This window comes from Acidovorax sp. SDU_ACID1, assembly GCF_045291395.1.
Taxonomy (GTDB): Bacteria; Pseudomonadota; Gammaproteobacteria; order Burkholderiales; family Burkholderiaceae_C; genus MR-S7.
In genome coordinates this window covers 4,896,578-4,919,151 of sequence record NZ_CP152342.1, presented here as the reverse complement: position 1 = coordinate 4,919,151, position 22,574 = coordinate 4,896,578, and the positions used below count along the sequence as shown (strand labels likewise).

The 22,574-nt window shown below is 72.8% G+C and carries 16 protein-coding genes and 1 pseudogene; 12 read left to right on the top strand and 5 right to left on the bottom strand.

Going from position 1 to position 22,574, the window contains the following annotated elements; all coding sequences use genetic code 11:
- The first annotated feature begins 80 nt into the window (after window positions 1-80).
- The 4 genes and pseudogenes from AAG689_RS23855 to AAG689_RS23840 all read left to right on the top strand — a co-directional run bounded on the left by AAG689_RS23855 (window position 81) and on the right by AAG689_RS23840 (window position 7,347).
- Window positions 81-2,243 carry an IPTL-CTERM sorting domain-containing protein gene (locus AAG689_RS23855; protein ID WP_406624078.1) on the top strand — a complete coding sequence of 721 codons (2,163 nt, stop codon included), beginning with the start codon at window positions 81-83 and terminating at the stop codon, window positions 2,241-2,243.
- Window positions 2,177-3,040 (top strand): annotated as a pseudogene (locus tag AAG689_RS23850) (Kelch repeat-containing protein); the annotation flags it as partial. The gene AAG689_RS23855 and the pseudogene AAG689_RS23850, both read left to right, overlap by 67 nt.
- Before the next feature lie 44 nt (window positions 3,041-3,084).
- The gene (locus tag AAG689_RS23845) at window positions 3,085-5,169 is read left to right on the top strand and encodes an IPTL-CTERM sorting domain-containing protein (RefSeq protein WP_406624077.1); all 2,085 of its coding nucleotides are present in this window, start codon (window positions 3,085-3,087) and stop codon (window positions 5,167-5,169) included.
- 42 nt (window positions 5,170-5,211) lie between these two features.
- Window positions 5,212-7,347, top strand: coding sequence for a glycosyl hydrolase family 18 protein (locus AAG689_RS23840; protein ID WP_406626398.1), 2,136 nt, complete (start codon window positions 5,212-5,214; stop codon window positions 7,345-7,347).
- Here AAG689_RS23840 and AAG689_RS23835 read toward each other — a convergent pair.
- Genes AAG689_RS23835 through AAG689_RS23825 form a run of 3 tightly spaced genes read right to left on the bottom strand, consistent with a single transcriptional unit; the run spans window position 7,328 to window position 9,564 of the window.
- Window positions 7,328-8,047, bottom strand: coding sequence for a LuxR C-terminal-related transcriptional regulator (locus tag AAG689_RS23835; RefSeq protein ID WP_406626397.1), 720 nt, complete (start codon window positions 8,045-8,047; stop codon window positions 7,328-7,330). The two genes, AAG689_RS23840 and AAG689_RS23835, sit on opposite strands and share 20 nt — an antisense overlap.
- Window positions 8,047-8,418 carry a hypothetical protein gene (locus AAG689_RS23830; protein WP_406624076.1) on the bottom strand — a complete coding sequence of 124 codons (372 nt, stop codon included), beginning with the start codon at window positions 8,416-8,418 and terminating at the stop codon, window positions 8,047-8,049. The genes AAG689_RS23835 and AAG689_RS23830 overlap by 1 nt, the downstream gene beginning before the upstream one ends.
- Window positions 8,419-8,454: 36 nt before the next feature.
- Window positions 8,455-9,564: a LuxR C-terminal-related transcriptional regulator gene (locus AAG689_RS23825; RefSeq protein WP_406624075.1), complete on the bottom strand. Its 1,110-nt coding sequence runs from the start codon at window positions 9,562-9,564 to the stop codon at window positions 8,455-8,457.
- 112 nt (window positions 9,565-9,676) lie between these two features.
- On the opposite strand from AAG689_RS23825, the gene AAG689_RS23820 reads away from it, so the two are divergent.
- From AAG689_RS23820 to AAG689_RS23805, 4 genes are read left to right on the top strand one after another with little or no spacing between them, the layout of a single operon-like run.
- The gene (locus tag AAG689_RS23820) at window positions 9,677-10,363 is read left to right on the top strand and encodes a hypothetical protein (protein ID WP_406624074.1); all 687 of its coding nucleotides are present in this window, start codon (window positions 9,677-9,679) and stop codon (window positions 10,361-10,363) included.
- A gap of 50 nt (window positions 10,364-10,413) precedes the next feature.
- Entirely contained in the window at window positions 10,414-11,160 is a 747-nt protein-coding gene (locus tag AAG689_RS23815) for a hypothetical protein (RefSeq protein ID WP_406624073.1), read from the top strand.
- Window positions 11,157-11,594 carry a hypothetical protein gene (locus tag AAG689_RS23810; RefSeq protein ID WP_406624072.1) on the top strand — a complete coding sequence of 146 codons (438 nt, stop codon included), beginning with the start codon at window positions 11,157-11,159 and terminating at the stop codon, window positions 11,592-11,594. The genes AAG689_RS23815 and AAG689_RS23810 overlap by 4 nt, the downstream gene beginning before the upstream one ends.
- Complete coding sequence (locus AAG689_RS23805; RefSeq protein WP_406624071.1) at window positions 11,591-12,967, top strand: hypothetical protein; 1,377 nt, start codon at window positions 11,591-11,593, stop codon at window positions 12,965-12,967. Before AAG689_RS23810 ends, AAG689_RS23805 begins: the two co-directional genes overlap by 4 nt.
- A gap of 77 nt (window positions 12,968-13,044) precedes the next feature.
- Here AAG689_RS23805 and AAG689_RS23800 read toward each other — a convergent pair whose 3' ends face one another.
- Together AAG689_RS23800 and AAG689_RS23795 are read right to left on the bottom strand one after the other, a co-directional pair.
- Window positions 13,045-14,067, bottom strand: a complete 1,023-nt coding sequence (locus AAG689_RS23800) for a Bug family tripartite tricarboxylate transporter substrate binding protein (RefSeq protein WP_406624070.1) — start codon at window positions 14,065-14,067, stop codon at window positions 13,045-13,047.
- 168 nt (window positions 14,068-14,235) lie between these two features.
- Window positions 14,236-15,336 (bottom strand): LuxR C-terminal-related transcriptional regulator, encoded by a 1,101-nt coding sequence (locus tag AAG689_RS23795; RefSeq protein ID WP_406624069.1) that lies wholly within the window; start codon window positions 15,334-15,336, stop codon window positions 14,236-14,238.
- A 141-nt stretch (window positions 15,337-15,477) separates the two neighbouring features.
- Between AAG689_RS23795 and AAG689_RS23790 the strand changes: the two genes are divergently transcribed.
- From AAG689_RS23790 to AAG689_RS23775, 4 genes are all read left to right on the top strand, one after another.
- Window positions 15,478-16,443, top strand: coding sequence for an AraC family transcriptional regulator (locus AAG689_RS23790; protein ID WP_406624068.1), 966 nt, complete (start codon window positions 15,478-15,480; stop codon window positions 16,441-16,443).
- A 193-nt stretch (window positions 16,444-16,636) separates the two neighbouring features.
- On the top strand, window positions 16,637-19,039 hold the full coding sequence (locus AAG689_RS23785; protein ID WP_406624067.1) for a glycosyl hydrolase family 18 protein: 2,403 nt from the start codon (window positions 16,637-16,639) through the stop codon (window positions 19,037-19,039).
- A gap of 285 nt (window positions 19,040-19,324) precedes the next feature.
- Complete coding sequence (locus AAG689_RS23780; RefSeq protein ID WP_406624066.1) at window positions 19,325-22,054, top strand: IPTL-CTERM sorting domain-containing protein; 2,730 nt, start codon at window positions 19,325-19,327, stop codon at window positions 22,052-22,054.
- Between the two features lie 72 nt (window positions 22,055-22,126).
- Entirely contained in the window at window positions 22,127-22,570 is a 444-nt protein-coding gene (locus AAG689_RS23775; RefSeq protein WP_406624065.1) for a hypothetical protein, read from the top strand.
- The last annotated feature ends 4 nt before the right edge of the window (window positions 22,571-22,574 follow it).

The following is a 22,574-nucleotide window of genomic DNA, read 5'->3' as shown; positions in this document are numbered from 1 at the left end:
CATCGGCCAGGTGGCCAATAGGCAGAAAGCACGGCCGTTCCAAGAATCGCGAACTTCTGTTTTCCTGCAGGAGTCCCCCAATGACCACCACCGCATGGGCCGCCACGGCCCGGCACAAGGCAGCCGCGCTGGCCGCCGCGCTTGCATCGGCCCTGGCCTGCGCGCCCGCGCTGGCCGACATTCCCGCCGCCGAACGGCAGGCGCTGATCGACCTGTACGCCGACACCGATGGCGCCAACTGGACCAAGAAGGCCAACTGGAACGGCGCGGCGGGCACCGAATGCACCTGGCAGGGCGTGGCCTGCAGCGGCGCCCCCGGCAGCGAGCGCGTCACCGCGCTCACGCTGAACGCCACCAACCTCAACGGCAGCCTGCCCGCGTCGCTATCCAACCTGCGGGAGCTCACCTCGCTCAACCTGTTCCAGAACGGCCTGCTCACCGGTTCCATCGCGCCGATCGGCGCGCTGACCCAGCTCGTGACGGTCAGCCTGGGCCAGAGCGGCCTGAGCGGCCCCATCCCGCCGCTGACGGATCTCGCGCAGCTGGAGGACTTCGAGGTGCGGGGCGCCAAGCTCACGGGCTCCACGCCCGACCTGGGCGGACTGACCAAGCTCAAGAGCTTCAACGTCAGCGGCAACCAGCTCGACGGGCAGATCGGCCCGCTGGCCGGCGCCACGGCGCTGGAGAGCTTCACCGTGCAGAACAACCAGCTCACCGGCCCGATCCCGGACCTCACGGGCCTGGCCAGCCTCAAGACCTTCTGGGTCAACAACAACAAGCTCACCGGCATCACCGCGCTGGCGGGCCTGGCCCACCTGGACAGCTTCATCGCATCGTCCAACCAGCTCAGCGGCCCCATACCGCCGCTGACCGGCCTGGCCCAACTGCGCGACTTCCGCGTGGACTACAACCAGCTCTCCGGCCCCATTCCCGACCTCGCGGGTCTGGCCCGCCTGGAAGACCTCTACCTGCGCGACAACCAGCTCACGGGCCAGATCCCGACCTCGCTCTCCACGCTGGCCACGCTGCGCTTCCTGCACGTGCAGAACAACCAGCTCGTCGGCTCGCCGCCCATGCCACCCAACGACACCATGGTCGCGGTGCCCTGCCCCAACCCGCTGCGCAACAGCCAGGACGCGGCCGTCAACGCCGCGTGGGACGGCATCGTCACCGGCACCAAGCCCTGGGCCGACGGCTGCACCGGCAGTTGGGACGTGACCCCGATGACGAGCGATGGCGCCGGCAACCCCGTGCCCAACGGCACCCTCGGCACCATCACGCCCGGCACGGTGCAGATCCTGCCGCAGGGCGGCTCGGCGCAGTTCACGATCACGGCCGCGCCCGGCTACCACCTCGTCACGCCCGTGGAAGGCAACTGCCCCGGCAGCTACAGCGGCAATGTCTTCACCGCCGGCCCGCTGACCGCCAACTGCACCGTGAACCCGCACTTCGCCCAGGATGCCTCGCCCGACGACGGCGCCTGCGGCCCCGACAACGGCCAGGTGCTCAGCACGCCGCCCGCCCGCCTGTGCACCGCCGGCACGCCCGGCGCCGTCACCGGCAGCGGCCCCTGGGGCTGGAGCTGCGCCGGCACCAACGGCGGCGCCACGGCGCAATGCTCGGCGCAGAAGGCCGGCACGGGCTGGACGGTGAACGCCGTCGTCAACGGCCTGGGCGGCACCGCCACGCCCGCCTCGCAAAGCGTGGCGAACAACGCCCGCGCCACCGTCACCGCCGTGCCCGAGCCCAGCTACATGCTGATCGGCGCCACCGGCTGCGGCGCCGCCGTCTCGGGCAACACCGTCACCACGGCGCCCGTCACCGCGGACTGCACCGTCACCCTCGACTTCGCCGTGGGCCAGTCGACCACCACCGCCTACGTGAGCGTGGTCCCCACCGCGCCGCGCGTGAGCGACGACGTGGCCGTGCGCGTGGCCGTGGAGGCCGGCGACTGGCCTGTGACCAGCGGCACCGTCACCGTCAGCGGCGGCGGCGCTTCGTGCAGCGCCACGCTGGACGGCACCGGCCACGGCCAATGCAGCCTGCGCTTCGCCGCGGCCGGCACGCACCAGCTCACCGCCGCCTACCCGGGCGACATCGCCCAGCGCCACCTGCCCTCCAGCGCCGTTCGGTCCGTCACCGTCGCCGGCGTGCAGCCCGTTCCAACCCTCACCGAATGGGGCGTGGCACTGCTGGCGGCGCTGCTGGGCCTCCTGGGCCTGCGCATGCGCCGCGTCGCCTGAAAAACGCATCAAAAAAGGCTGGCAGCGCTTGCTCCGCAAGCGCTGCCAGCTATTCGTTCAGTAGCACCAAGGAAACCACCATGACCACCCCCGCATGGGTTGCCACGGCCCGCCGCGTACTGCACGCTGCCGCGCTGTGCCTGGGCGTCGCCAGCGGCGCCGCGCAGGCCGCCGGCTGGCAGAGCGCCGGCAGCATCGCCGGCGCGCGCGCGCAGCACACCGCCACCCCGCTCGCCGACGGCCGCGTGCTCGTCGCAGGCGGGCGCAACGGCGCCACGCCGCAGTCCACCACCCAGTTCTACGATCCCGCCACCGGCCGCTGGACCAGCGGCCCCGCCCTGCCCGGCCCGCGTGCGCTGCACACCGCGACGCCGCTGCGGGACGGCACGGTGCTGATCGCCGGTGGCAACACCAGCAGCGGCGGCAGCTCCACGCGCGCCGCCGCCACGTTCGACCCCGCCACCGGCACCTTCACCGACACGCCCGAGATGGCGCTGCGCCGCCGCCAGCACACCGCCACGCTGCTGCAGGACGGGCGCGTGCTCGTCGCGGGCGGGCGCGGCACAGCGGGGCAGGAGGCGCTCGCCTCCACCGAGATCTACGATCCCGCCACCCGCACCTGGACCAGCGCCGACGACATGCCCGGCCAGGGCCGGCGCCAGCACACCGCCACGCGGCTCGCCGACGGGCGCGTACTCGTCACGGGCGGGCGGGACAACGGCAACTCGCCCCTGGCCACCGCCCTGCTCTGGGATCCCGCCAGCGACACCTGGGCCGCCGCCGCGCCCTGCCCGACGGCCCGCGCTTCGACCACACCGCCACGCTGCTGCCCGCCGGCCGCGTGCTGGTGGCCGGCAGCACCGACGGCAGCCAGACCTCGTCCACGCCCGCGCTGGTCTACGACCCCGCCACCGACGCCTGGACCGCCAGCGCCACGCCCTTCGCCACGCGCACCCAGCACAGCGCCACGCTGCTGGCCGACGGCCGCGTGCTGCTGGCCGGCGGCACGGGCCTGGGCGGCAGCCTGGTGGGAAGCACCGAAGTCTTCGACCCGGCCACGAACACGGTCGCGCCCTACGGCGACCTGGACATCCCCCGCTCCCAGCACACCGCGCTGCTGCTGCACACCGGCGCCGTGCTGGTGGTGGCCGGCGCGGGCGAGGCGGGCGTGCGCCAGAGCGCCGAGATCACGCACCCCGCCGCCTTCACACGCTCCGCCACCGCCAGCCTCCCTGGCACGCGCACGTTCCACGCCGCCACGCTGACGGCCAGCGGCAGCGTGCTCATCTCCGGCGGCGCCAGCGGCGGCACCAACACCTACCTGGCCGGCGCACAGCGCTACCGGCCCGATTCGGCATCGGCCCCGGCCGCGTGGCTGGGCGCGGCCGCGCTGCCCGCGCCGCGCAGCTACCACACGCAGACCCTGCTGCCCAACGGGCGCGTGCTCGTCGCCGGGGGCTGGGCCCTCGTCCAGCCACCCAATGTCACGGAGCTGTCGAAGGCCACGCTCCTCTATGACGAAAGCACCGATGCCTGGACGGACGCAGCGCCCATGCAGATCGGCCGCTACCGGCATACGGCCACGCTGCTGCCGGACGGCAGCGTGCTGGTGGCGGGCGGAACCTCCATGGCATCACCCGGCGCTGCCGAGACCTACGACCCCTCCACCAACCAGTGGCAGGCAACGGGCAGCATGAACACACCCCGCATCGGGCACACGGCCACGCTGCTGCCCGACGGGCGGGTGATGGTGGCGGGCGGCATCAACGGACCGGACACGTTCGCCACCGTGGAGTTCTACGACCCCGCCACACGCCAATGGACGGCAGGCCCGGACATGAGCGCCAAGCGCTCCGGGCACCGGGCCGTGCCGCTGATCGATGGCCGCGTACTGGTGTTGGGAGCGGACCTTTCCAATGCCCAGGTCTTCGACCCCGCCTCCAACACCTGGCAGGCCGCCGCCGCCGCGCCCAGTCCGCGCACCCTCTACAGCGCCACGCTGCTGGCCGATGGCCGCGTGTTCGTCGCGGGCGGCAAGGCCGGCAACGCGGACACCGCCATCACCGCGCTGTACGACCCCGCGCACGACACCTGGCAGGCCGCGCCCGACCTGGCCCAGCCGTGCAGCAGCCACACCGCAACGCTGCTGGCCACCGGCAAGGTGCTGGTCGCCGGCTGCGGCGCCGAGCTGTTCGCCGATCCCTTGCGCGCCGGCCGGCCCGCCATCACTGGCGCCGGGCCCGCGCCGCTGGCAGCGGGCGGCACGCTCACGCTCACCGGGCTGCGCTTCACCGGCGACGGCGAAGGCAGCGGCGGCGGCACCACCCAGTCGGCCGCCGACGTGCCCCTGCTGGCGCTGCAGCACGAAAGCGGCGGCCCGCTGCGGTGGCTGCCCGCGCAGGATGCGAGCGCGACGGACTTCACCTCGCGCCCTCTCCCGGCCGGCCTGGGCGCGGGCTTCTACCGCGCCACGCTCTACGTGAACGGCATGCCGTCCAACAGCGTGCTGCTGGCCGGGCCGCCACCCCCGGGCGCGGGCGCGCCCGACGCACCCACGAACGTGGCCGCCACGCCCGGCAACGGGCAGGTCACCGTGTCGTGGCAAGCGCCCACCACCGGCACCCCGCCCGCCAGCTACACCGTCACCGCCCAGCCCGGCGGCGCGAGCTGCACCGTGCAGGCTCCGCAGACGCGCTGCACCGTGACCGGCCTGGCCAACGGCACGGCCTACACCTTCACCGTGACGGCCAACACGGCGGGCGGCAGCGCGTCCGCCCCACCGCTGGGCGGCGTGGTGCCCGCACCCGCACCAGGCGGCAACCCCGGCCAGGGCGTGCAGAGCGTGCCCACGCTGTCGGACTGGGGCCTGCTGGCGCTCGCCTCGCTGATGCTGCTGGCGGGCGTGCGCATGCGCCGCGCGTTCTGAAAACTATCGAAAAGAGAGCTACCAGCGCTTTACACACAAGCGCTGGAGGCCAAAAAGCACCATGAAAAACCACGCCCTTTTCCCCCCATTCCACGCGCGCTCGCGGCATCGCTGCTGCTGGCGGGCACCCAGGCATTCGCGCTCGAATGTCCGCCCGGCCAGTGGCTGGCCGAGTACTACCCCAACACGAAACTGGCCGGCGCGCCCGTGCTCACGCGCTGCGAGACGGGCACCATCGACTACTACTGGATGACGGACAGCCCTGATGCACGCCTGCCGGTCGATGCGTTCTCGGCGCGCTGGACGGCGACGCTGCCGTTCAGCGCCGGCAACGCCAGGTTCACCACCTACACCGACGACGGCGTGCGCGTGTTCGTGGACGGCAAGCGCGTCATCAACAACTGGACGCGCCACGGCATCACCGAGGACACGGCCACCGTCAAGCTCAAGGCCGGCGCGCACACGGTGCGCATGGAGTATTTCGAGGCGGGCGGCGAAGGGCTGGCGCAGCTCTTCATCGACGGCGCATCGGCCGAGGCGCCGCCGCCTCCCCCGCCCCCACGCATCGGCACCTTCGCCGCGCAGCCCGGCACCATCGATGCGGGCGGCACGAGCGTCCTCACCTGGCTCACCGAAAACGCCACGGCCTGCACCGCCAGCGGCGCGTGGAGCGGCGAGCAGGCCACGAGCGGCAGCGCCAGCGTGAAGCCCGCCGCCACGTCCACCTACGCGCTGAGCTGCCGCAACGCGGCGGGCACGGCGGTGAGCGCATCCGCCACCGTCACCGTGCGGGCCAGGCAGCCCGATCCGCAGGACCCGCCGCCCCCGCCGGGCGACGGCCTGAACGCCACCGCCACCCCCGCCGGCGTGCGCCTGGACTGGCCCGCATCGCCCAAGGGCCGCAAGTGGGTCAACGGCTACTACGCGGGCTGGTTCTGGGAGACCTACCCGCCCGAGGCCGTGGACATGAGCACCATGACGCACTTCGTCTTCGGCCGCTATGCACCCGCCCTGGGCTCGCTGCCCGGCGGCCGCGCGGGCGATCTGCTGGAAGGCGCGGGCGGCGCGCACGCCGAGGTGGAAGACACCCTGATCGCCAAGGCCCATGCGGCCGGCGTGAAGGCCGTGATGATGGTCGGCGGCGACAGCGACGGCCCCGGCTTCGTGGCCGCCACGGCCAACGCCACGGTGCGTGCGCGCTTCATCCGGACCATCCTCGACAAGGCCGAGCAGAAGGGCTACGACGGCGTGGACATCGACTGGGAAGAGAACCTGGACACGCCCGCCACCCGCGCCCAGTCGCTGGCCCTGCTGCGCGAGCTGCGTGCGGCCTCGGAGCAGCGCCCGCGCTACCAGGCTGCGCCACTGGAGATCAGTTGGCCCGGCTTCTGGGTCAACCAGAACGATCCGGACATCACCCCCTGGCACGCCGAGGTGGCCGCCGCCGTGGACCGCTTCAACCTCATGACCTACAGCATGGCGGGCGACTGGGGCTGGCTGTCGTGGCACCACTCGCCGCTGTTCGGCGCGGACACCTACCACCCCACGTCCATCGAATCGACGGTGCAGGCGTATCTCCAAGCGGGCGTGCCGCGCGCCAAGCTGGGCATCGGGATCGGCTTGTACGGCGCGTACTACAACGACCCCGTGACCGGCCCGCGCCAGAGCCTGGACGGCATGCAGGGCTGGATGGACAACGGCGACTGGGAGAACAACACCCAGCGTCTGGTCAACGACAACGCCTTCGGCCAGCCCGGCGCCACCTACCACTGGGACGACGTGGCCAAGCAGAGCTATATCACCTATTCGCAGCCCTGGAACCGCGGGCCCGACACACCGGTGACGTACCTCAGCTACGAGGACGAGCGCTCCATCCAGGAGAAGGGCAAGTGGGTGCGCGAGCAGAACCTGGGCGGCACGCTGGTGTGGACGGTGAACTACGGCTGGCTGCCGCAGCAGAACGCCAACCCGCAGATGCAGGCGGTCAAGCAGTCGTTCATCGCGGGCGCCGCCCGCTACCGCGTGTACCGCGACGGCACGGCCATCGCCACCACCGACGACCCGCGCTACGTCGATGCCGCCGCGCCCAGCGGCAGCCATGGCTACCAGGTGAGCGTGGTGGATGCACAGGGCCAGGAAGGGCCGCGCTCCGCGCCCGTCACCGTGCAGGTGCCGTGACGCCCAGCGCAGCCAGGAGGTCATCCCGGCTGGCCGCGCCCATGCGCATGTAGAGCTGGCGCCGGTGGTAGACCACCGTGTTCGCGCTGATGCCCATGCGCGCGGCGATCTGCGACTCGGGCAGGCCGCGCGCCAGCCACCAGGCCAGCTCCTGCTGGCGCAGGGGCAGGTCCAGCGGGCGCAGCGCAGCGAGCAGCCGGGTGCCGGGCTCCATGCGCTGGGTCACGTGCAGCGCCACGGCCTCGCCCGGCCCGGCGGCGGCGGCCAGCGGCGCAGCGCGCACGTGGAAGCAGCCGTGGGCATTGCGCAGCGCCACGTCCGGCGCGGGCGCGCCGGGGCTGTGCTGGCGCTGCACCAGCAGTTGCAGCGCGTGTGGCAACGGCGCGCGGCCCACGCCGCGCCAGCGCCAGCCGAAGGCCTGCGCCATCAGCGCCTCGGCCTCGGGCGAGGACCACAGCGGCTGCCCCTGCGGCGTGACGACGAGCAGGCCCTCGCGCAGCACCTCGCCTGCCTCGTCGGGCAGGCCGGCGGGCCAGAGCACGCAGGCGAGGCAGGCCTCCAGCCGCGCCAGCGCCAGCTGCTCCGCGCTGCCGAACGGCCGCGCCCCGGCAGGGCGGAACAGGAACAGCATGCCGATGCCGCGCCCCTCGGGCGTGCGCAGCGGCAGGCTCAGCCAGTCGCCCACGCCGGCGGGACGCATCACCACGTTGTAGTAGTCGCTGCGCAGCAGCCGTCCACGGGCACGCGCAGCATCTGCGCGAGCGAGCGGGGGCCGTGCGGATGGCGGGCGATGTCGTCGCCATGCTGCAGCACGTTGTGGAACACCCGCGCCTCGCTCGCGAGGATGCGCGGATCGAAGTGGTCTGGCACGGCCGCCTGCACGGCCGGGTGTTCCATGTGGGCGTCCAGCGCGCCGTCCGCGCTGGGGTAGAAGTAGCCGCTCGAATCGAAGCCGACCAGCGCGTGCAGCGCCTCCAGCACGGGCGCGATCAGCTCCGGCCCGCCGGCATCGAGGCGGGCCATGTGGCGCAGGTGCGCGAGGGCCTGGGACGCTCGGCGGTTCGTGGACATGGCGCGCGAATCTAGGGCGCAGCGGCCGTTTCCGCCCTACCCCGCAGGGGTGGTCTCATGCACGCAGCGCAGCAGCCCCTGCCGGTCCTGCACGCCCAGGGCCGCGTAGAGGTGGCGGCGGTGGTAGGCCACGGTGTTCACGCTCACGCCCATGCGCTCGGCGCTCTGCGCTTCGGACAGCCCGCGCGCGAGCCAGCAGGCCAGCTCGGCCTGGCGCCGGGGCAGGCCCAGCGCGCCCAGCCGCTCCAGCAGCCGCGTGCCGCCAGGCACGCGGCGCGTGATGTGGATGGCCGCCGCGTCGGCCTCGCCCGCGCGGCCCGCCAGGTGCGTGGCGCGCAGCGAGAACGCGCCGTGCGCGTTGGAGAAATCCATCTGCGGCAGCGGCACACCCGGCCGCACATTCGGCAGGAAGAGGCGCTGCACCAGCACCTGCAGCGCGGCCGGCAGCGCGCCCCCGCAGCCGCGCCAGCGCCAGCCGAAGGCCTGCGCCAGCAGCGCCTCGGTGCCCGGCGCGAGCCACAGCGGCCGGCCCATGGCCGTGACCACCAGCAGCCCCTGGCCGCAGACCTCGGCGTCGTGCGCCTCCGCTCCCTCCAGGCGGCCCGGCTGCAGCGCGCGCGCCAGGCCGGGCGCCAGCCGGCCCAGCACGGCGGCCTCGTCGCCGGTGAAGCGCCGCTCGCCGTCGCGGCGGTAGAGCCAGAGGATGCCGATGCCCCGCCCGTCCGCCGTGCGCAGCGGCAGCTTCATGGCCATTTCCACCTCGCCGGGGCGCAGCACCGCGTTGTAGTAGTCGCTGCGCCGCAGCTCGGCCAGCGGCACCTTCACCAGGTCGTGCTGCATCTGCACGCCGCGCTCGCAGCGCAGGGCCTCGTCGAGCAGGCGCGCGCTGCGCCGCATCACCTGCCGTTCGCTGTGCTGCACCCGCGGCTCGAACAGCGCGGGCATCACCGATCCCATGGCGGGGTTCTCCATGTGGATGTCTAGCTCGCCGTCGCTGCGCCGGTAGAGGTAGCCGCCCGAGTCGAAGCCGATCAGCCCATGCAGCGCACGCAGCACGGGCGCGATCCGCTGCGGGCCGCCGGCGTCCATGCAGGCCATCCGGCGCAGCTGCGCCAGGGCGCGGTCGAGGTGGCGTTGTGCGGTCATGGCGGCGAATCTACCGGGCATGCGGCGTTTCACAACCACCCCGGGGGGTAGGGTGGCGCGCACCGTGCGCGCCTAGCCTTGGCGGCTTGTCTTCCAACGCCCCGACGCGCCCATGCCTGTTCTCGCCCCCGCCTTTCTCGCCGCCGCGCTGCTGGCCGCCGCCAGCGCCGCCCAGGCCGCGCCGTTCGCCATCACCTACAGCGGCACCGTTGCCGCCAACCCCTCCCTGCCCGGCGTGCAGGGCGGCGAGGCCTACAGCGTCACCTTCGTCATGGACAGCGGCGGCACCACGGCGGCGGGAAGCCGCTGGCTGCTGTCCGATCTGCGCTGCGCCATCTGGCGCTTCGGCGCGGCCGGGCAGCGCACCACCCTCACCCACCCGCTGACCGGCTCGGCCACGCAGATCTCCTACGGCAGCGGGGCGGCCGAGGCCAACGCGGCAGGCACGGCACTGACGGGCATGTTCGACATCGGCATCTACGCCGCACCCGCCACCGACTACACCGTCTCCGGCCCCATCGTCCTGGGCGCGCCCGTGAGCTGGAACGTCAACGGCTCGGCCACCGCCTTCGCCGATGCGCTGGGCAGCTTCGACGACGCCGCGGGCGGCGTGCCCATCGACCCGCAGCGCTGGAGCCGCCCCGTCGCCGTCGCCGGTGCGTGCGACGACACGCCGGTGAGCGCGCCGCCGCCCGGCGGGGGCGCGCAACCCGTGCCTGCGCTCGGCCTGCCCGCGTTGGCGCTGCTGGGCCTGGGCGCAGCGGGGCTGGGCATGCGCAAGCTGCGTCGCCACTCCTGAAAAAGTAGCTGTTTGCGCTTTCTGCATAAGCCCTGAAGACCATTTTGACCATGAAAAGACTCATTGCCGCCACGCTGCTGGCCGCCGTCGGTACAGCACAAGCCGCACCGTTCGCCACCACGCACAACGGCACCATCACCGGTTCCACCCTGCCCGGCGCTACCGATGGCGAGCCGTTCCGCTTCACCCTCATCTTCGACAATGGCGGCACCACGGCATCCGGCCAAACCTGGTCGCGCGGCGACCTGACTTGCGTCATCGTGCGCATCGGCCAGGCCGGGGCAGCGTTCCGGCAAGACCTGCGCGTTCATACGCCCGAAGCACTCAATACCTTCGCCACCCTGCCCGACGGTTCGATCCACCGCATCTTCAGCGGCGTGCGCAATACCGCCGTGCAGGCAGGTGAGTACAGCGCCAGCGGCTTGGCGCTGGAGGCGCCCGTGGGCTGGGGCTACTGGGTGACACCGGGGTCCAACCCGCCTTTCCCCGTGCTGCAAGACCGGGGCGGGCAGCGCGGGTTCGCCAGCAACACCATCGCTTTCTACGCCGCATGGAGCCCGCCCGTCGCCGTCACCGGGGCCTGCGACGACACGCCGCTCCCCCACCGCCGCCACCCGGCAACGCACAGCCCGTGCCTGGCCTGGGCCTGCCCGCCCTCGCGTTGCTCGCCGTGGGCGCGGCCGCCGCAGGCGCACGCCGGCTGCGCCGCAAGAACTCCTGAATCAATAGCTGCTCGCGCTTGCCGTACAAGCGCCAGAGCCGTTTTTCAACCACATCACCAAGGACTTGCCCAATGATGCTGCGCACCCTGGCCGCCGCGCTGGCCTTTTCCGCCCTGTCCGCACTGGCCCTGCTGCTCACCCACACCGGCGCCTGGGCCGCGGGCGCCACCGATCCGGCCACCTTCCGCCTCACCTCCGCGCTGCTGGACCGCATGGACCAGGTGGCCGCTGAACTCAAGCACCTGCCGCAGCAGGACGACGATGGCGACGACGCCCATTCCGTCGAGGACATCGCCCGCAAGCTCGACGCCCACCCCCAGGTGCGCGCCGCGCTGGCGCGCCAGAACTTGAGCAGCCGCGAATACGCCACCGCCATGCTGGCCGCGCTGCACGCGGGGATGCTGCTGGCGATGGACAAGGCGCCGGGCGCGAAGAACACGCAGGCCTTCACGCCTGCGCAGCTCGCCAACGTGGAGGTGCTGCGCGCACGCCAGAAGGGGCGCCCATGAAAGCCCTGCCCACGTTCTTGCTGGCCGCGCTGCTGGCCGCCTGCGGAGGTGGCGGCAGCAGCACCGGCGAGCCGCCGCCGCCCGTTGACCACGCCGTGCCGGGCCGCTTCGTGCTGCGCGTGGCATCCCTGGGCAGCTCCTCGGGCTATGTAGCGCTGGAGGAAAAGCCCCGGCCCTACCGCGACGGCCTGCCCAGCGCGCCCGTCGACCGGCGCATCCGCATCGGCGGGCAGGGCGCCGGCCACGTCTACACGCCGCCCGAGGACTGGTCGCTCATCGACATGGCGCTGCACCCCTCGGGCGAGATCTCCGCCGTGCTCGCCACGCACCGCGCATTGCGCCTGGTGCGCCTGGACGCCCAGGCCCGCGAGCTGACCCGCGCCGAACTGACCGACCCCGCGGCACCGCTCGACCCGTACTACGACCAGGGCGGCATCAAGGACGATACTGCGATGCTGCCCCTGCACACGCGCGACTCGGTGCGCCTGGCCGCGCTGGGCGAAGACCTGGCCGTGGCGCTGCGCACCGGCCGCCACGCCGTGGTGGCCTACCGCTATGCGCACACGGCGCAGGGCGGCTACACACAACGCTGGCGCAGCCTGGTGGAGCCGGGCACCACGGTCATGGCGCGCTACCTGACGAGCGGCAGCCACGACACCTACGGCCAGCTCGCCAACCACTTCCAGGTGCTGCTCGCCGCCAACGCGCACGGCGACCTCGCCGTGGCCGTGCCCGCCGCACCGCACAACAACGCGTTCGCAGCGCATGCGGCCCACTTCTTCGCCGCGCCCGAAGGCCCCGTGCCGCCCGAGCTTCCCGACTACGGCGCCATCGTCACCCGGCTGGACGGCCAGGGCCGCAACCTGGGCGCGGCCTTCGTCGACACGGGCGGCCCCACGCAGGTGTTCGCGCTACGCGCCCTCGAAACAGGCTGGGCGCTCGCAGGCCGCCACAAGGTGGCGGGCCGGGAGGGCGGCTGGAACGGCTTCGCCGCGTGGCTGGACGGCGCGGGACGCCTGCAGCGCCATGCGGTGCTGCACGTGGAAGAGGACGACGTGCTGTTCGACATCGCCGCGCTGCCCGGCGGGCGCCACCTCGTCGCGGGCGCCACGGGCTACCGGCAGAACCCGGCAGGCGCCAGCATTTCGGACGACGGCGCGCCGCTGCTGGCGGTGCTGGATGCACAAGGCCGCCTCGCCCAGCGGCTGGCCCTGCCCGCCGGCCCCGGCCAGAACCCGGTGCGCAGCCTGGAGGGCCAGGGCGGCCGCTGGCTGGTGGGCGGCATGCGCGGCGGCCCCGGCACGCACACGGCCGACGCCGATCCCGCGCGGCTGCGCGCCGATGGCTATGTGCGCGAGGTGCTTGCGCCTTGAAGACTGCCCGGCAGTTCCTGGCGCCCCTGCTCAACGGGGCATCGCTCGGCAGCTCCCGCACGAGAGGGCGCCGCCGCTCAATGGGTTTGGCTTTGCGCGATGGCGCTTTTCCAGAGATCCCGCTCGCTCTGGATGAATTGCGCAAAGCTGGCGGGCGTGCCCTGGGGGTCGGCCAGGGCGGAATTGGTGCGCAGCCAGTTCGCATAGTCCGGGCTGTCGAGCGCTTCGTTCAAGGCGACGGACAGTTTGTCCAGCACGGGTTGCGCGATGCCAGCCGGGCCGACCACGCCGAACCATGCGATGGCCTGGAAGTTCGGCACGCCAGCCTCCGCCACGGTGGGAACGTCGGGCAGCGTGGGGATGCGCTGGGCGGAGGTGACCGCGAGCGCGCGCACCGACCCCTTTTGCAGGAAAGGCAGCGCATTCGGAATGGTGTCCAGCGTCAGGTCGATGCGTCCGCTCACGATGTCGGGGTACATCGTGGCTGCGGAGCTGTAAGGCACGTGGGTCATCTTCACGCCGGCGCGCGTGTTCAAGTACATCATGCTGATGGCTTGGTTCGTCGTCGGCCCGAGCGACGAGAAATTGAGCTGGCCGGGATTCCTGCGCGCGATGTCGAGCACCGCGCCGAGACTGCCCGCCTTCATCTCATGGCTCGCGACAAGGATCTGGGGCTGCATGGCGACCAGCCGGATGGGAGTGAAGCTGCGCACGGGGTCCCACGTCAGGTTGGAGACCATCAAAGGCCCGATCACCTGCACCGAACTGGTCGTCATCAGCAAGGTATAGCCATCGCCCGGGCTGCGCGCCACCGCGGATGCGCCGATCTGTCCGGACGCGCCGACGCGGTTGTCCACCACCACGGGCACGCCCAGTTTCCTGGACATGCCGTTGCCCAGCAAGCGCGCCAGGCTGTCCGCGGAACCGCCCGGCGCGAAAGGCACGACGATGGTCACCGGCTTGCTGGGAAACGCCTCGGCCCAGGCAGTGCTTGCAAGCATCGCTGCCATGGAGAGAAGCAATGTGGCTGTCTTTCTACGCTGCATCGGGGTGGCTCCTCTGTCCATTTTCGGGAATGGGCACCTGCGGCGTTTCAGCATGTCCGGCTTCGGAAAGCAGTCACCGCAGGACAAAAATATAGACCGGACAATTTTTCAAAAGCCAACAGAACAGTCCATCTATGATTTTTATTTGTACGGACTTTATTGGCGCCGGAAACATTGTCAAGCAAGGGATTGCCCGCATCGCCCTGCGCCGTGCGAAGGAAATCAACGCCCCGTGAGCAAACTGCCCAGCAGCTCCTGGCGCCCCTGCAGCCCCAGCCGGTTGTAGAGCTGGCGCCGGTGGTAGACCACCGTGTTGGCGCTGATGCCCATGCGCTCGGCGATCTGCGATTCGGACAGGCCGCGGGCCAGCCACCAGGCCAGCTCCTGCTGGCGCCGGGGCAGGCCGAGCGCCTGCAGCGCCGACAGCAGGCGCGCGCCGCGCGCCATGCGCCGCGTGATGTGCAGGGCCACGGCCTGCCTGGCGCCCTGCGGGTCCGTGGCGGCGGCCATGCGCGTGGCGCGCAGCGAGAACCAGCCCTGCGCGTTGCTGAGCTCCATCTGCGGCAGCGGCAGGGCTTCGCCGGGCAGCGCAGGCGCATGCAGCCGCCGCAGCAGCTCCTGCAGCGGCGCGGGCAGCGCGCCCGCGGCGCCGCGCCAGCGCCAGCCGAAGGCCTGCTGCATGAGGGTCTCGGCCTCCGGCGAGACCCATTGCAGCCGGCCCCGGTCCGTGGCGATGACCAGGCCGGTGGCGACCACCTCGCTGTCGTGCGCATCCAGGTCGCCGGGCTGCAGCACCTGCGCCAAATGGGCCTGCAGCGGCGCCAGCACGTCCAGCTCCTCCCGCGTGAACGGCGGCGCACCCGCGTAGCGGTAGAGGATCAGCGTGCCCACCCGCTGGCCGCCCGCGCGCAGCACCAGCGTGGCCCAGTCGGTCACGCCCGAGGGGCGCAGCACCACGTTGTAGAAATCGCTGCGCAGCAGCCGCGACTGGGGCACTTTCAGCAATTGCTCCAGCAGCAGCGGCCCGCTGCCCAGATGCACCGTGTGCCCCAGGTCGCGCAGGCTGCAATGGAACATCTGGCCCTCGCTGCGCAGGATGCGCGGGTCGAAGTAGTCCACCTCCCGCGCACGGATGCCGGGGTCTTCCAGATGGGTTTGCAGCACCCCGTCGCTGCCCGCGTGGACGTAGCCGCCCGCATCGAACGGCACCAGCGCGTGCAGCGCCTGCAGCACCGGCGCGATGAGCTGCGGCCCCTGCAGGTCCAGCCCGGCCATCTGGTGCAGACGGGCCAGGGCCTGGCGGGCGGAACGGGGCGGGGACATGCGCAGCGGCGGGGCGAAGGCGAGAACGAGGGTGCGAATCTAGGGCCCAGGCCGCCGCGCGTCAACGCCGCGCACTTCCTGGCGCGTCCTATCCCTGGGGGTGGGGCGCCGCGCGTGGCGCCGCGCTAGGCTGCGCCCTCCATGAATTGCCTTGCCAACCACCAGGACGCGCTCATCGAAGCCATCGCCTTCAGGCCCCTGCTGCACTTCCAGCTCCAGCTCGGCGCCGGCATGTGCATGGAGATCGGCAGCCGCAACCGTGCTCCGCTGTACGTGGCGGGCAGCGGCGGCGCATGGCTGCAGTGGCTGGGCAACGGGGACGGCGCGCCCCCCGTGGCGCTGGAAGCGGGCGACGTGGCCTGGCTGCCCCGCGCCGGGCGGCACCGCATCTACAACGACGCCCAGGCCCCCGCGCAGCGCTTCGAGGACCTCTACGCCGCCCACGGCTACGAGCGCCATGGCGCCACGCTGAACCTCACCCTGGGCCAGGCTCCCCGGCAGACCTGGAGCGGCAGCTTCTACTGGGCCTCGCGCCTGGCCGCGCACCCCGTGGTGGCCGCGCTGCCGCCGGTGCTGGTGCTGCGCCGGGACGACGCCTCCGGCTGGCTGCCCACCATGGCCCAGCTCGTCGCGTGGATGGCCGACCTCCATGGCGGCCGGGGCGTGGGCCTCACCCAGACCATGAACGCGCTCATGCAGCACCTGGCGCTCACCTGGCTGCGCGATCCCGCCCGCGTGGCGGCGCCCCTGGCCGCACCCGCCGCGGCTCCCCCGGCGCGCGATGCGCGCCTGCTGGCCGCGCTGCACGCCATCCACACCCGGCCCGCAGAGGACTGGACGCTGGAGGCGCTGGCCGCGCTGTGCCACATGAGCCGCACCTCCTTCATCCAGCGCTTCCAGGCGCAGATGGGCCAGCCCCCCATGCGCTACCTGGCGCGCTGGCGCCTGTACCTGGCCGCGCGCCTGCTGCGCGAGCAGGGCGCCACGTGGCAGCAGGCGGCGGATGCCGTGGGCTACTCCAGCGGCGCCATCCTGGCGCGGGCATTCAAGCGCGTGCGCGGCGGCGGACAGGCCGGACTGTCAAAAAACATAGCTGCCTGCGCTTGATACGCCTGCGCTGCAGGCTTTTTTTCTTCCTTTTTCCTGGCGCGACGCCCCGGTGGGACGCCGGGCTCGAAAAACCGCACGCCCGGCTGTCGCCAGCGCATGCCCGCTTGCGCAGACTCGCCCCCAACGCGGCCCCATTCGCCACTTCCACGCGGCTGCGGCCGCGTCTTTTTCTTCCAAGGAGAACCACACCATGCCTTCGTCCCGAACGGCCGGCGCCGCCGGCCGGCCCCTCGCGCGCTGCGCGGGCCACGTGCTGCGCGCGGCAGGCGCCGCGCTGCTGCTGACGGGCACGCACGCCTTCGCCCAGGCCTGCGCGCCCGGCCAGTGGCTGGCCGAGTACTTCCCCAACACCGCCCTGTCGGGGCCTCCCGCGCTGCAGCGCTGCGAGAACGGCCCCATCGACCACTACTGGGCCGGCAGCCACGGCAGCCCCGACCCGGCCCGCCTGCCGGTAGACGGCTTCTCCGCCCGCTGGACGGCCACGCTGCCCTTCGCGGGCGGCAACGCCCGCTTCGTCACTTTCACCGATGACGGCGTGCGTGTCTTCGTCAACGGCAGCAAGGTCATCGACAACTGGACCGAGCACGGCATCACCATGGACACGGCTTCCGTGCCGCTGCCAGCCGGCAGCCACACGGTGCGCATGGAGTATTTCGAAGCCGGCGGCGAAGGCCTCGCCCAGCTCGTGGTGGAGGAAGACAGCGCCCCGCCGCCGCCCACGCCACCCCAGTTCCAGTCCTTCACCGCACAGCCCGACACGGTGGACGCCGGCGGCACCAGCATCCTCGCCTGGAGCGTCGACCATGCCGCCGCCTGCACCGCCACCGGCGGCTGGAGCGGCGAGCAGGCCCCCAGCGGCAGCGCCAGCGTGCGCCCGCAGGCCACCACCACCTACGGCCTCACGTGCCACAACGCACAGGGCGACGCCGCCAGCGCCTCGGCCACCGTCACCGTGCGCGGCGGCCCGCCGCCCGCGCCGCCGGCCATCGCCAGCTTCGGCGCCACGCCCTCGCGCGTGAACCCCGGCGACAGCGTACGCCTGGCCTGGCAGGCCACCGGCGCGGCATCATGCACCGCATCGGGCGGCTGGAGCGGCGCGCGCCCGGCCTCGGGCGAAGAGCTGGTGCGCCCCGCCGCCAGCACGGCCTACACCCTCACCTGCAGCAACGGCGCCGGGCAGACCGCCAGCGCCACGGCCCAGGTCACGGTGGATGCCGTCAATCCGCTGCCGCAGGTGGGTGGCGTCAACGCCACCGCCACGCCGCAGGGCGTGCGTCTGGGCTGGAACGCCGTCACCCAGAGCGGCAAATGGGTCTACGGCTACTACGCCGGCTGGTTCTGGCGCACCTACCCGCCCGAGGCCATCGACATGAGCGCCATGACCCACTTCGTCTTCGGCCGCTACGCGCCGGGCACCGGCCCGCTGGGCGGCCGCGCGGGCGATCTGGTCGAGGGCGCGGCCAACGCGCACCACGAGGTGGAAGACACGCTGCTGGCCCAGGCCCGCGCAGCGGGCGTGCGCACCGTGATGATGGTCGGCGGCGACGGCGACGGCCCCGGCTTCATCGCCGCCACGGCCAACCCGCAGGTGCGCGCGCGCTTCATCCAGCAGATCCTCGACAAGGCCGAGCAGAAGAACTACGACGGCGTGGACATCGACTGGGAAGAAAACCTGGACACCCCCGCCGAACGCGCCCAGGCCCTGGCCCTGCTGCGCGAACTGCGCGCCGCATCGCAGCAGCGCCCGCGCTACCAGGGCGCCACGCCGCTGCAGATCAGCTGGCCCGCCTTCTGGGTCAACGCCAACTGGCCCGAAGACGCCACCGCGTGGCACGTGGAAGTGGCCGCCGCCGTGGACCGCTTCAACCTCATGAGCTACGGCATGAGCGCCAACTGGCCCGGCTGGCAGTCGTGGCACCACTCGCCGCTGTTCGGCGAAGGGCCGGAGCACCCCACGTCCATTGCATCCACCGTGCAGGCGTACCTGAACGCGGGCGTGCCGCGCGCCAAGCTGGGCATCGGCATCGGCCTGTACGGCGTGTTCTTCAACCAGCCCGTCACCGGCCCGCGCCAGAGCACGCAGGGCATGACCGGCTGGGCCAACAACAACGACGACGTGAACAACTACCAGCGCCTGTTCGAGGACAACGCCTTCGGCCAGCCCGGCGCCACCTATCACTGGGACGACGTGGCCAAGCAGAGCTACATCAGCTACAGCCAGCCCTGGTGGCGCGCGAGCGACGCGCCCGTCACCTTCCTGAGCTACGAGGACGAGCGCTCCATCATCGAGAAAGGCAACTGGGTGCGCGCGCAGGGCCTGGGCGGCACGCTGGTGTGGGCGGTGAACTACGGCTACCGGCCGGAGCAGAACGCCAACCCGCCCATGCAGGCCGTCAAGCAGTCGTTCCTGCACGCCAGCGCCGCGGGCTACCGCGTGTACCGCGACGGCGCGGCCATCGCCACCGTCTCCGAAGGCGCCAGCTACACCGACACGGCGGCGCCCAGCGGCAGCCACCGCTACCAGGTGGCGATGATCGACGCGGCGGGCAACGAGGGGCCGCTGTCCGAGGCGGTGACCGTGCAGGTTCCCTGACACCGCGCACTTGCGCACGCCGGGCTCCTAAACCCGCACGCCCGGCTGTCGCCAGCGCACCCCGCTCTCAGAAGAATCACAACGGCCCCGCACAGCGGGGCCGTTGCTGTTTCAGCCTCCGAGGGAGCCCCATGCGCCACGCCACCACTGCCACCCCACCGCTTTCGCCGCCTGATGCACGGCGGCGTCCCGTGCCCCGCGCGCGATGAACTCCTGATTCGATAGCTGCCAGCGCTTACCCCATAAGCGCCACGGCCTTTTTCTTGCAACACAAGGATCTCCACCATGCCCTCCATCCCCACCACGGGCTTGCGGCGCTGGCTGCACGCCAGCGCCGTATCCCTGGGCCTGCTGCTGGCCACCGCCGCCCAGGCCCAGTGGTCGCCCGGCGCCGACTTCAGCGGCGCCCGCACGCACCACACCGCCACGCTGCTGCCCGGCGGCGCCGTGCTGCTGGCGGGCGGCCAGGATGCGGGCGGCAACGCCCTGGCCACCACGCTGCGCCATGACGGCGGCAGCGGCCAGTGGACCGCCGCCGCCCCGCTGCCGCAGCCGCGCAGCAGCCACACCGGTACGCTGCTGCGCAACGGCACGGTGCTGGTCGCGGGCGGCACCAGCACCACCGGCGGGCCGCTGCGCACGGCCTACACCTACGACCCCGAGGACGACGCCTTCACCCCCGTGCCCGACCTGGCCGTGGCCCGCCGCCACCACACCGCCACCGTGCTGCGCGACGGCCGTGTGCTGGTCGCGGGCGGCGAGGGCGGCGCCGGGCAGGCGGCGCTGCGCTCGGCCGAGATCTACGACCCCGCCAGCCGCACCTGGAGCAGTGCGGGCCAGATGCCCGGCCTGGGGGCACGCCACCACACGGCCACATTGCTGCCCAACGGCCGCGTGCTGGTCGTAGCGGGCATGGACAACGGCGAGGCCGCCACGGTGAACAACGCGCTGTACGACCCCCTCAGCAACAGCTGGAGCGCGGCCACGCCGCTGCCCCCGGGCGAGCAGCGCATGCACCACACCGCGACGCTGCTGCCCGATGGCCGCGTGTACGTCGCGGGGGGCGAGAGCGCGGGGGGCGCGCCCGTGCCCGGCCTGCCCTTCATCTACGACCCGGAGGCCGGCACCTGGACCGCTGCAGCGGGCATCGGCGAGCGCACGCGCCACAGCGCCACGCTGCTGCCTGACGGCCGCGTATTGATGGCCGGCGGCGCGCACGCCGGCACCGGCGGCCTGCACCTGGGCGCCGTGTACTACAACCCTGCCACCAACATCGCCTCTCTCAGCGGGGCCATGTCCCAGGCCCGAGCCAGCCACACCGCCACGCTGCTGCCGGGCGGGCGCGTGCTGGTCGTGGGCGGCCTGGGCGCCAGCGGTCCGCTGTCCGCGCCCGAAACCCTGTGGCCCGCCGCGGCCCCCGCCACGCGCAACCTGGCCACGCGCCCCACGGTGGAACACGCCATCGCCACACCGCTGGCCGATGGCACGGTGCTGATGGCAGGCGGCCAGCGCAGCGGCGTGGGCACGCCGCCGCTGCGCTACAGCCCCGCCGCCGATGCTTGGACCGCCGCGGGCACGCCCGTGGCGCCCTGGCGCCAGCAGCACACGCAGACCCTGCTGCCCAGCGGCCGCGTGCTGGCCGCGGGCGGCCTGGGCGGCAGCGGCGTGCTGGCCAGCGCCGAGCTGTACGACCCCGGCGCCAACGCCTGGAGCGCCGCGCCCGACCTGGCGCAGGCGCGCTATTACCACACTGCCACGCTGCTGCCCGGCGGCGGCGTGCTGGCGGCCGGGGGCCGCGGCGTGGAGAACGACGCCGCATCCACCCTGGCCCAGGCCGAGGTCTACCAGCCCGCGCAGAACCGCTGGGTGGCCGCCGCGCCCATGCCCGCGCCGCGCGCCTTCCACTCGGCCACGCTGCTGCGCGACGGGCGCGTGCTGGTGGCGGGCGGCCTGTCGGCCAGCGGCCAGCTGGCCAGCGCCGCGCTGTACGACCCCGTGGCGAACACCTGGGCGGGCGCGGCCGGCATGCTGCAGGCGCGCAACGGGCACACCGCCACGCTGCTGCCCGACGGCCGCGTGGCGGTAGTGGGCGGCTGGCGCAGCGGCGTGGCGGCGTCGGCGCGCATGGAGCTGTTCGACCCGCTCGCGGGCACCTGGAGCTTTCAAACACTGCCGCAGACCCGCCGCCACCACGCGGTGGCGCTGCTGGACAGCGGCGAGCTGCTGGTGGCGGGCGGCTACTACGGCGGCGTGGGCCAGCCCGACCAGCCCCTCGCCATCCAGCCCCAGACCACCACGCGCCCGCGCCCGGTCATCGGCAACGCCTTCACGCAGATCAACCATGGATCGAGGCTGGTGCTGCTGGGCACGGGCTTCACCAGCGACAGCGAGGGCAGCGGCGGCGGCACCGCACAGGCCGCCGGCAACCTGCCGCAGGTGCGGCTGGAGCGCATGGACGGCGGCCCGGTGGCGTGGCTGGACGCGCAACTGTCGGACGCGGGCAGCTACGAATCGCGCGCCCTGCCCACGTGGCTGCCCGCGGGGCTGTACCAGGCGCGGGTGTTCAGCAACGCGATTGCTTCGAGCGCCTACGTCTTCGAGCTGCGCGCCCCGTCGCCCGGCGCCCCGGGCGCACCGCGCAACGTGACGGCCACGCCGGGCAACGCGCAGGTCACCGTCGCCTGGGACCACCCAGCCGGCGTGCCCCAGCCCGCGAGCTACACCGTCACCGCCCAGCCCGGCGGCGCGAGCTGCACCGTGCAGTACCCCGCGACAAGCTGCACGGTGACGGGCCTCACCAACGGCACGGCCTACACCTTCACCGTGACGGCGAACGCCGAGGGCGGCAGTACCTCGGCCCCGCCCACGGGCAGCGTGACGCCCACGGCCGGCCCGGGGCCTGGCCCCGGGCCGGGACCTGTGCAGCCGGTGCCCACGCTGTCGCAGTGGGGCGTGATGCTGCTGGCCGCGATGATGCTGTTCGCGGGCGTGCGCCGCCAAGCGAATCGCTCCTGATTCGATAGCTTCCAGCGCTTACTCCCTAAGCGCTGGAGCCGTTTTTTTTCAATTTCCTGAAAGAACTTCCGCATGCTGCGACTCATCACCGGCGCGCTCACCTTCTTCGCCCTCGCCGCCATGGCCCTCGTCGTCACCGTCACCAGCGCCTGGGCTGCCGACCCGGCCACCTTCCGCCTCACGCCCGCGCTGCTGGACCGTATGGAAGCCGCCACTGCCGAGGCCCACAAGCTGCCCCCGGCCAAGAAGAAACAGAGCGAGGACGAGGACAGCAACGACGACGACGAGTCGGTCGAAGACATCGCCCGCAAGCTCGACGCCGACCCGCGCGTGCGCGCCATCCTCGCGCGCCATGGCCTCACTTCCACCGAATACGCCACCGCCACGCTGGCGGCTCTGCACGCGGGCATGGCCCTGGCGGTGGAGAAGGCCCCCGGCGCGGCCAAGGCGGTGCAAGGCTTCACGCCCGCGCAGCGCGCGAACCTGGAGCTGATGCGCGCGCGCAAGAAGAAGTAAGCCG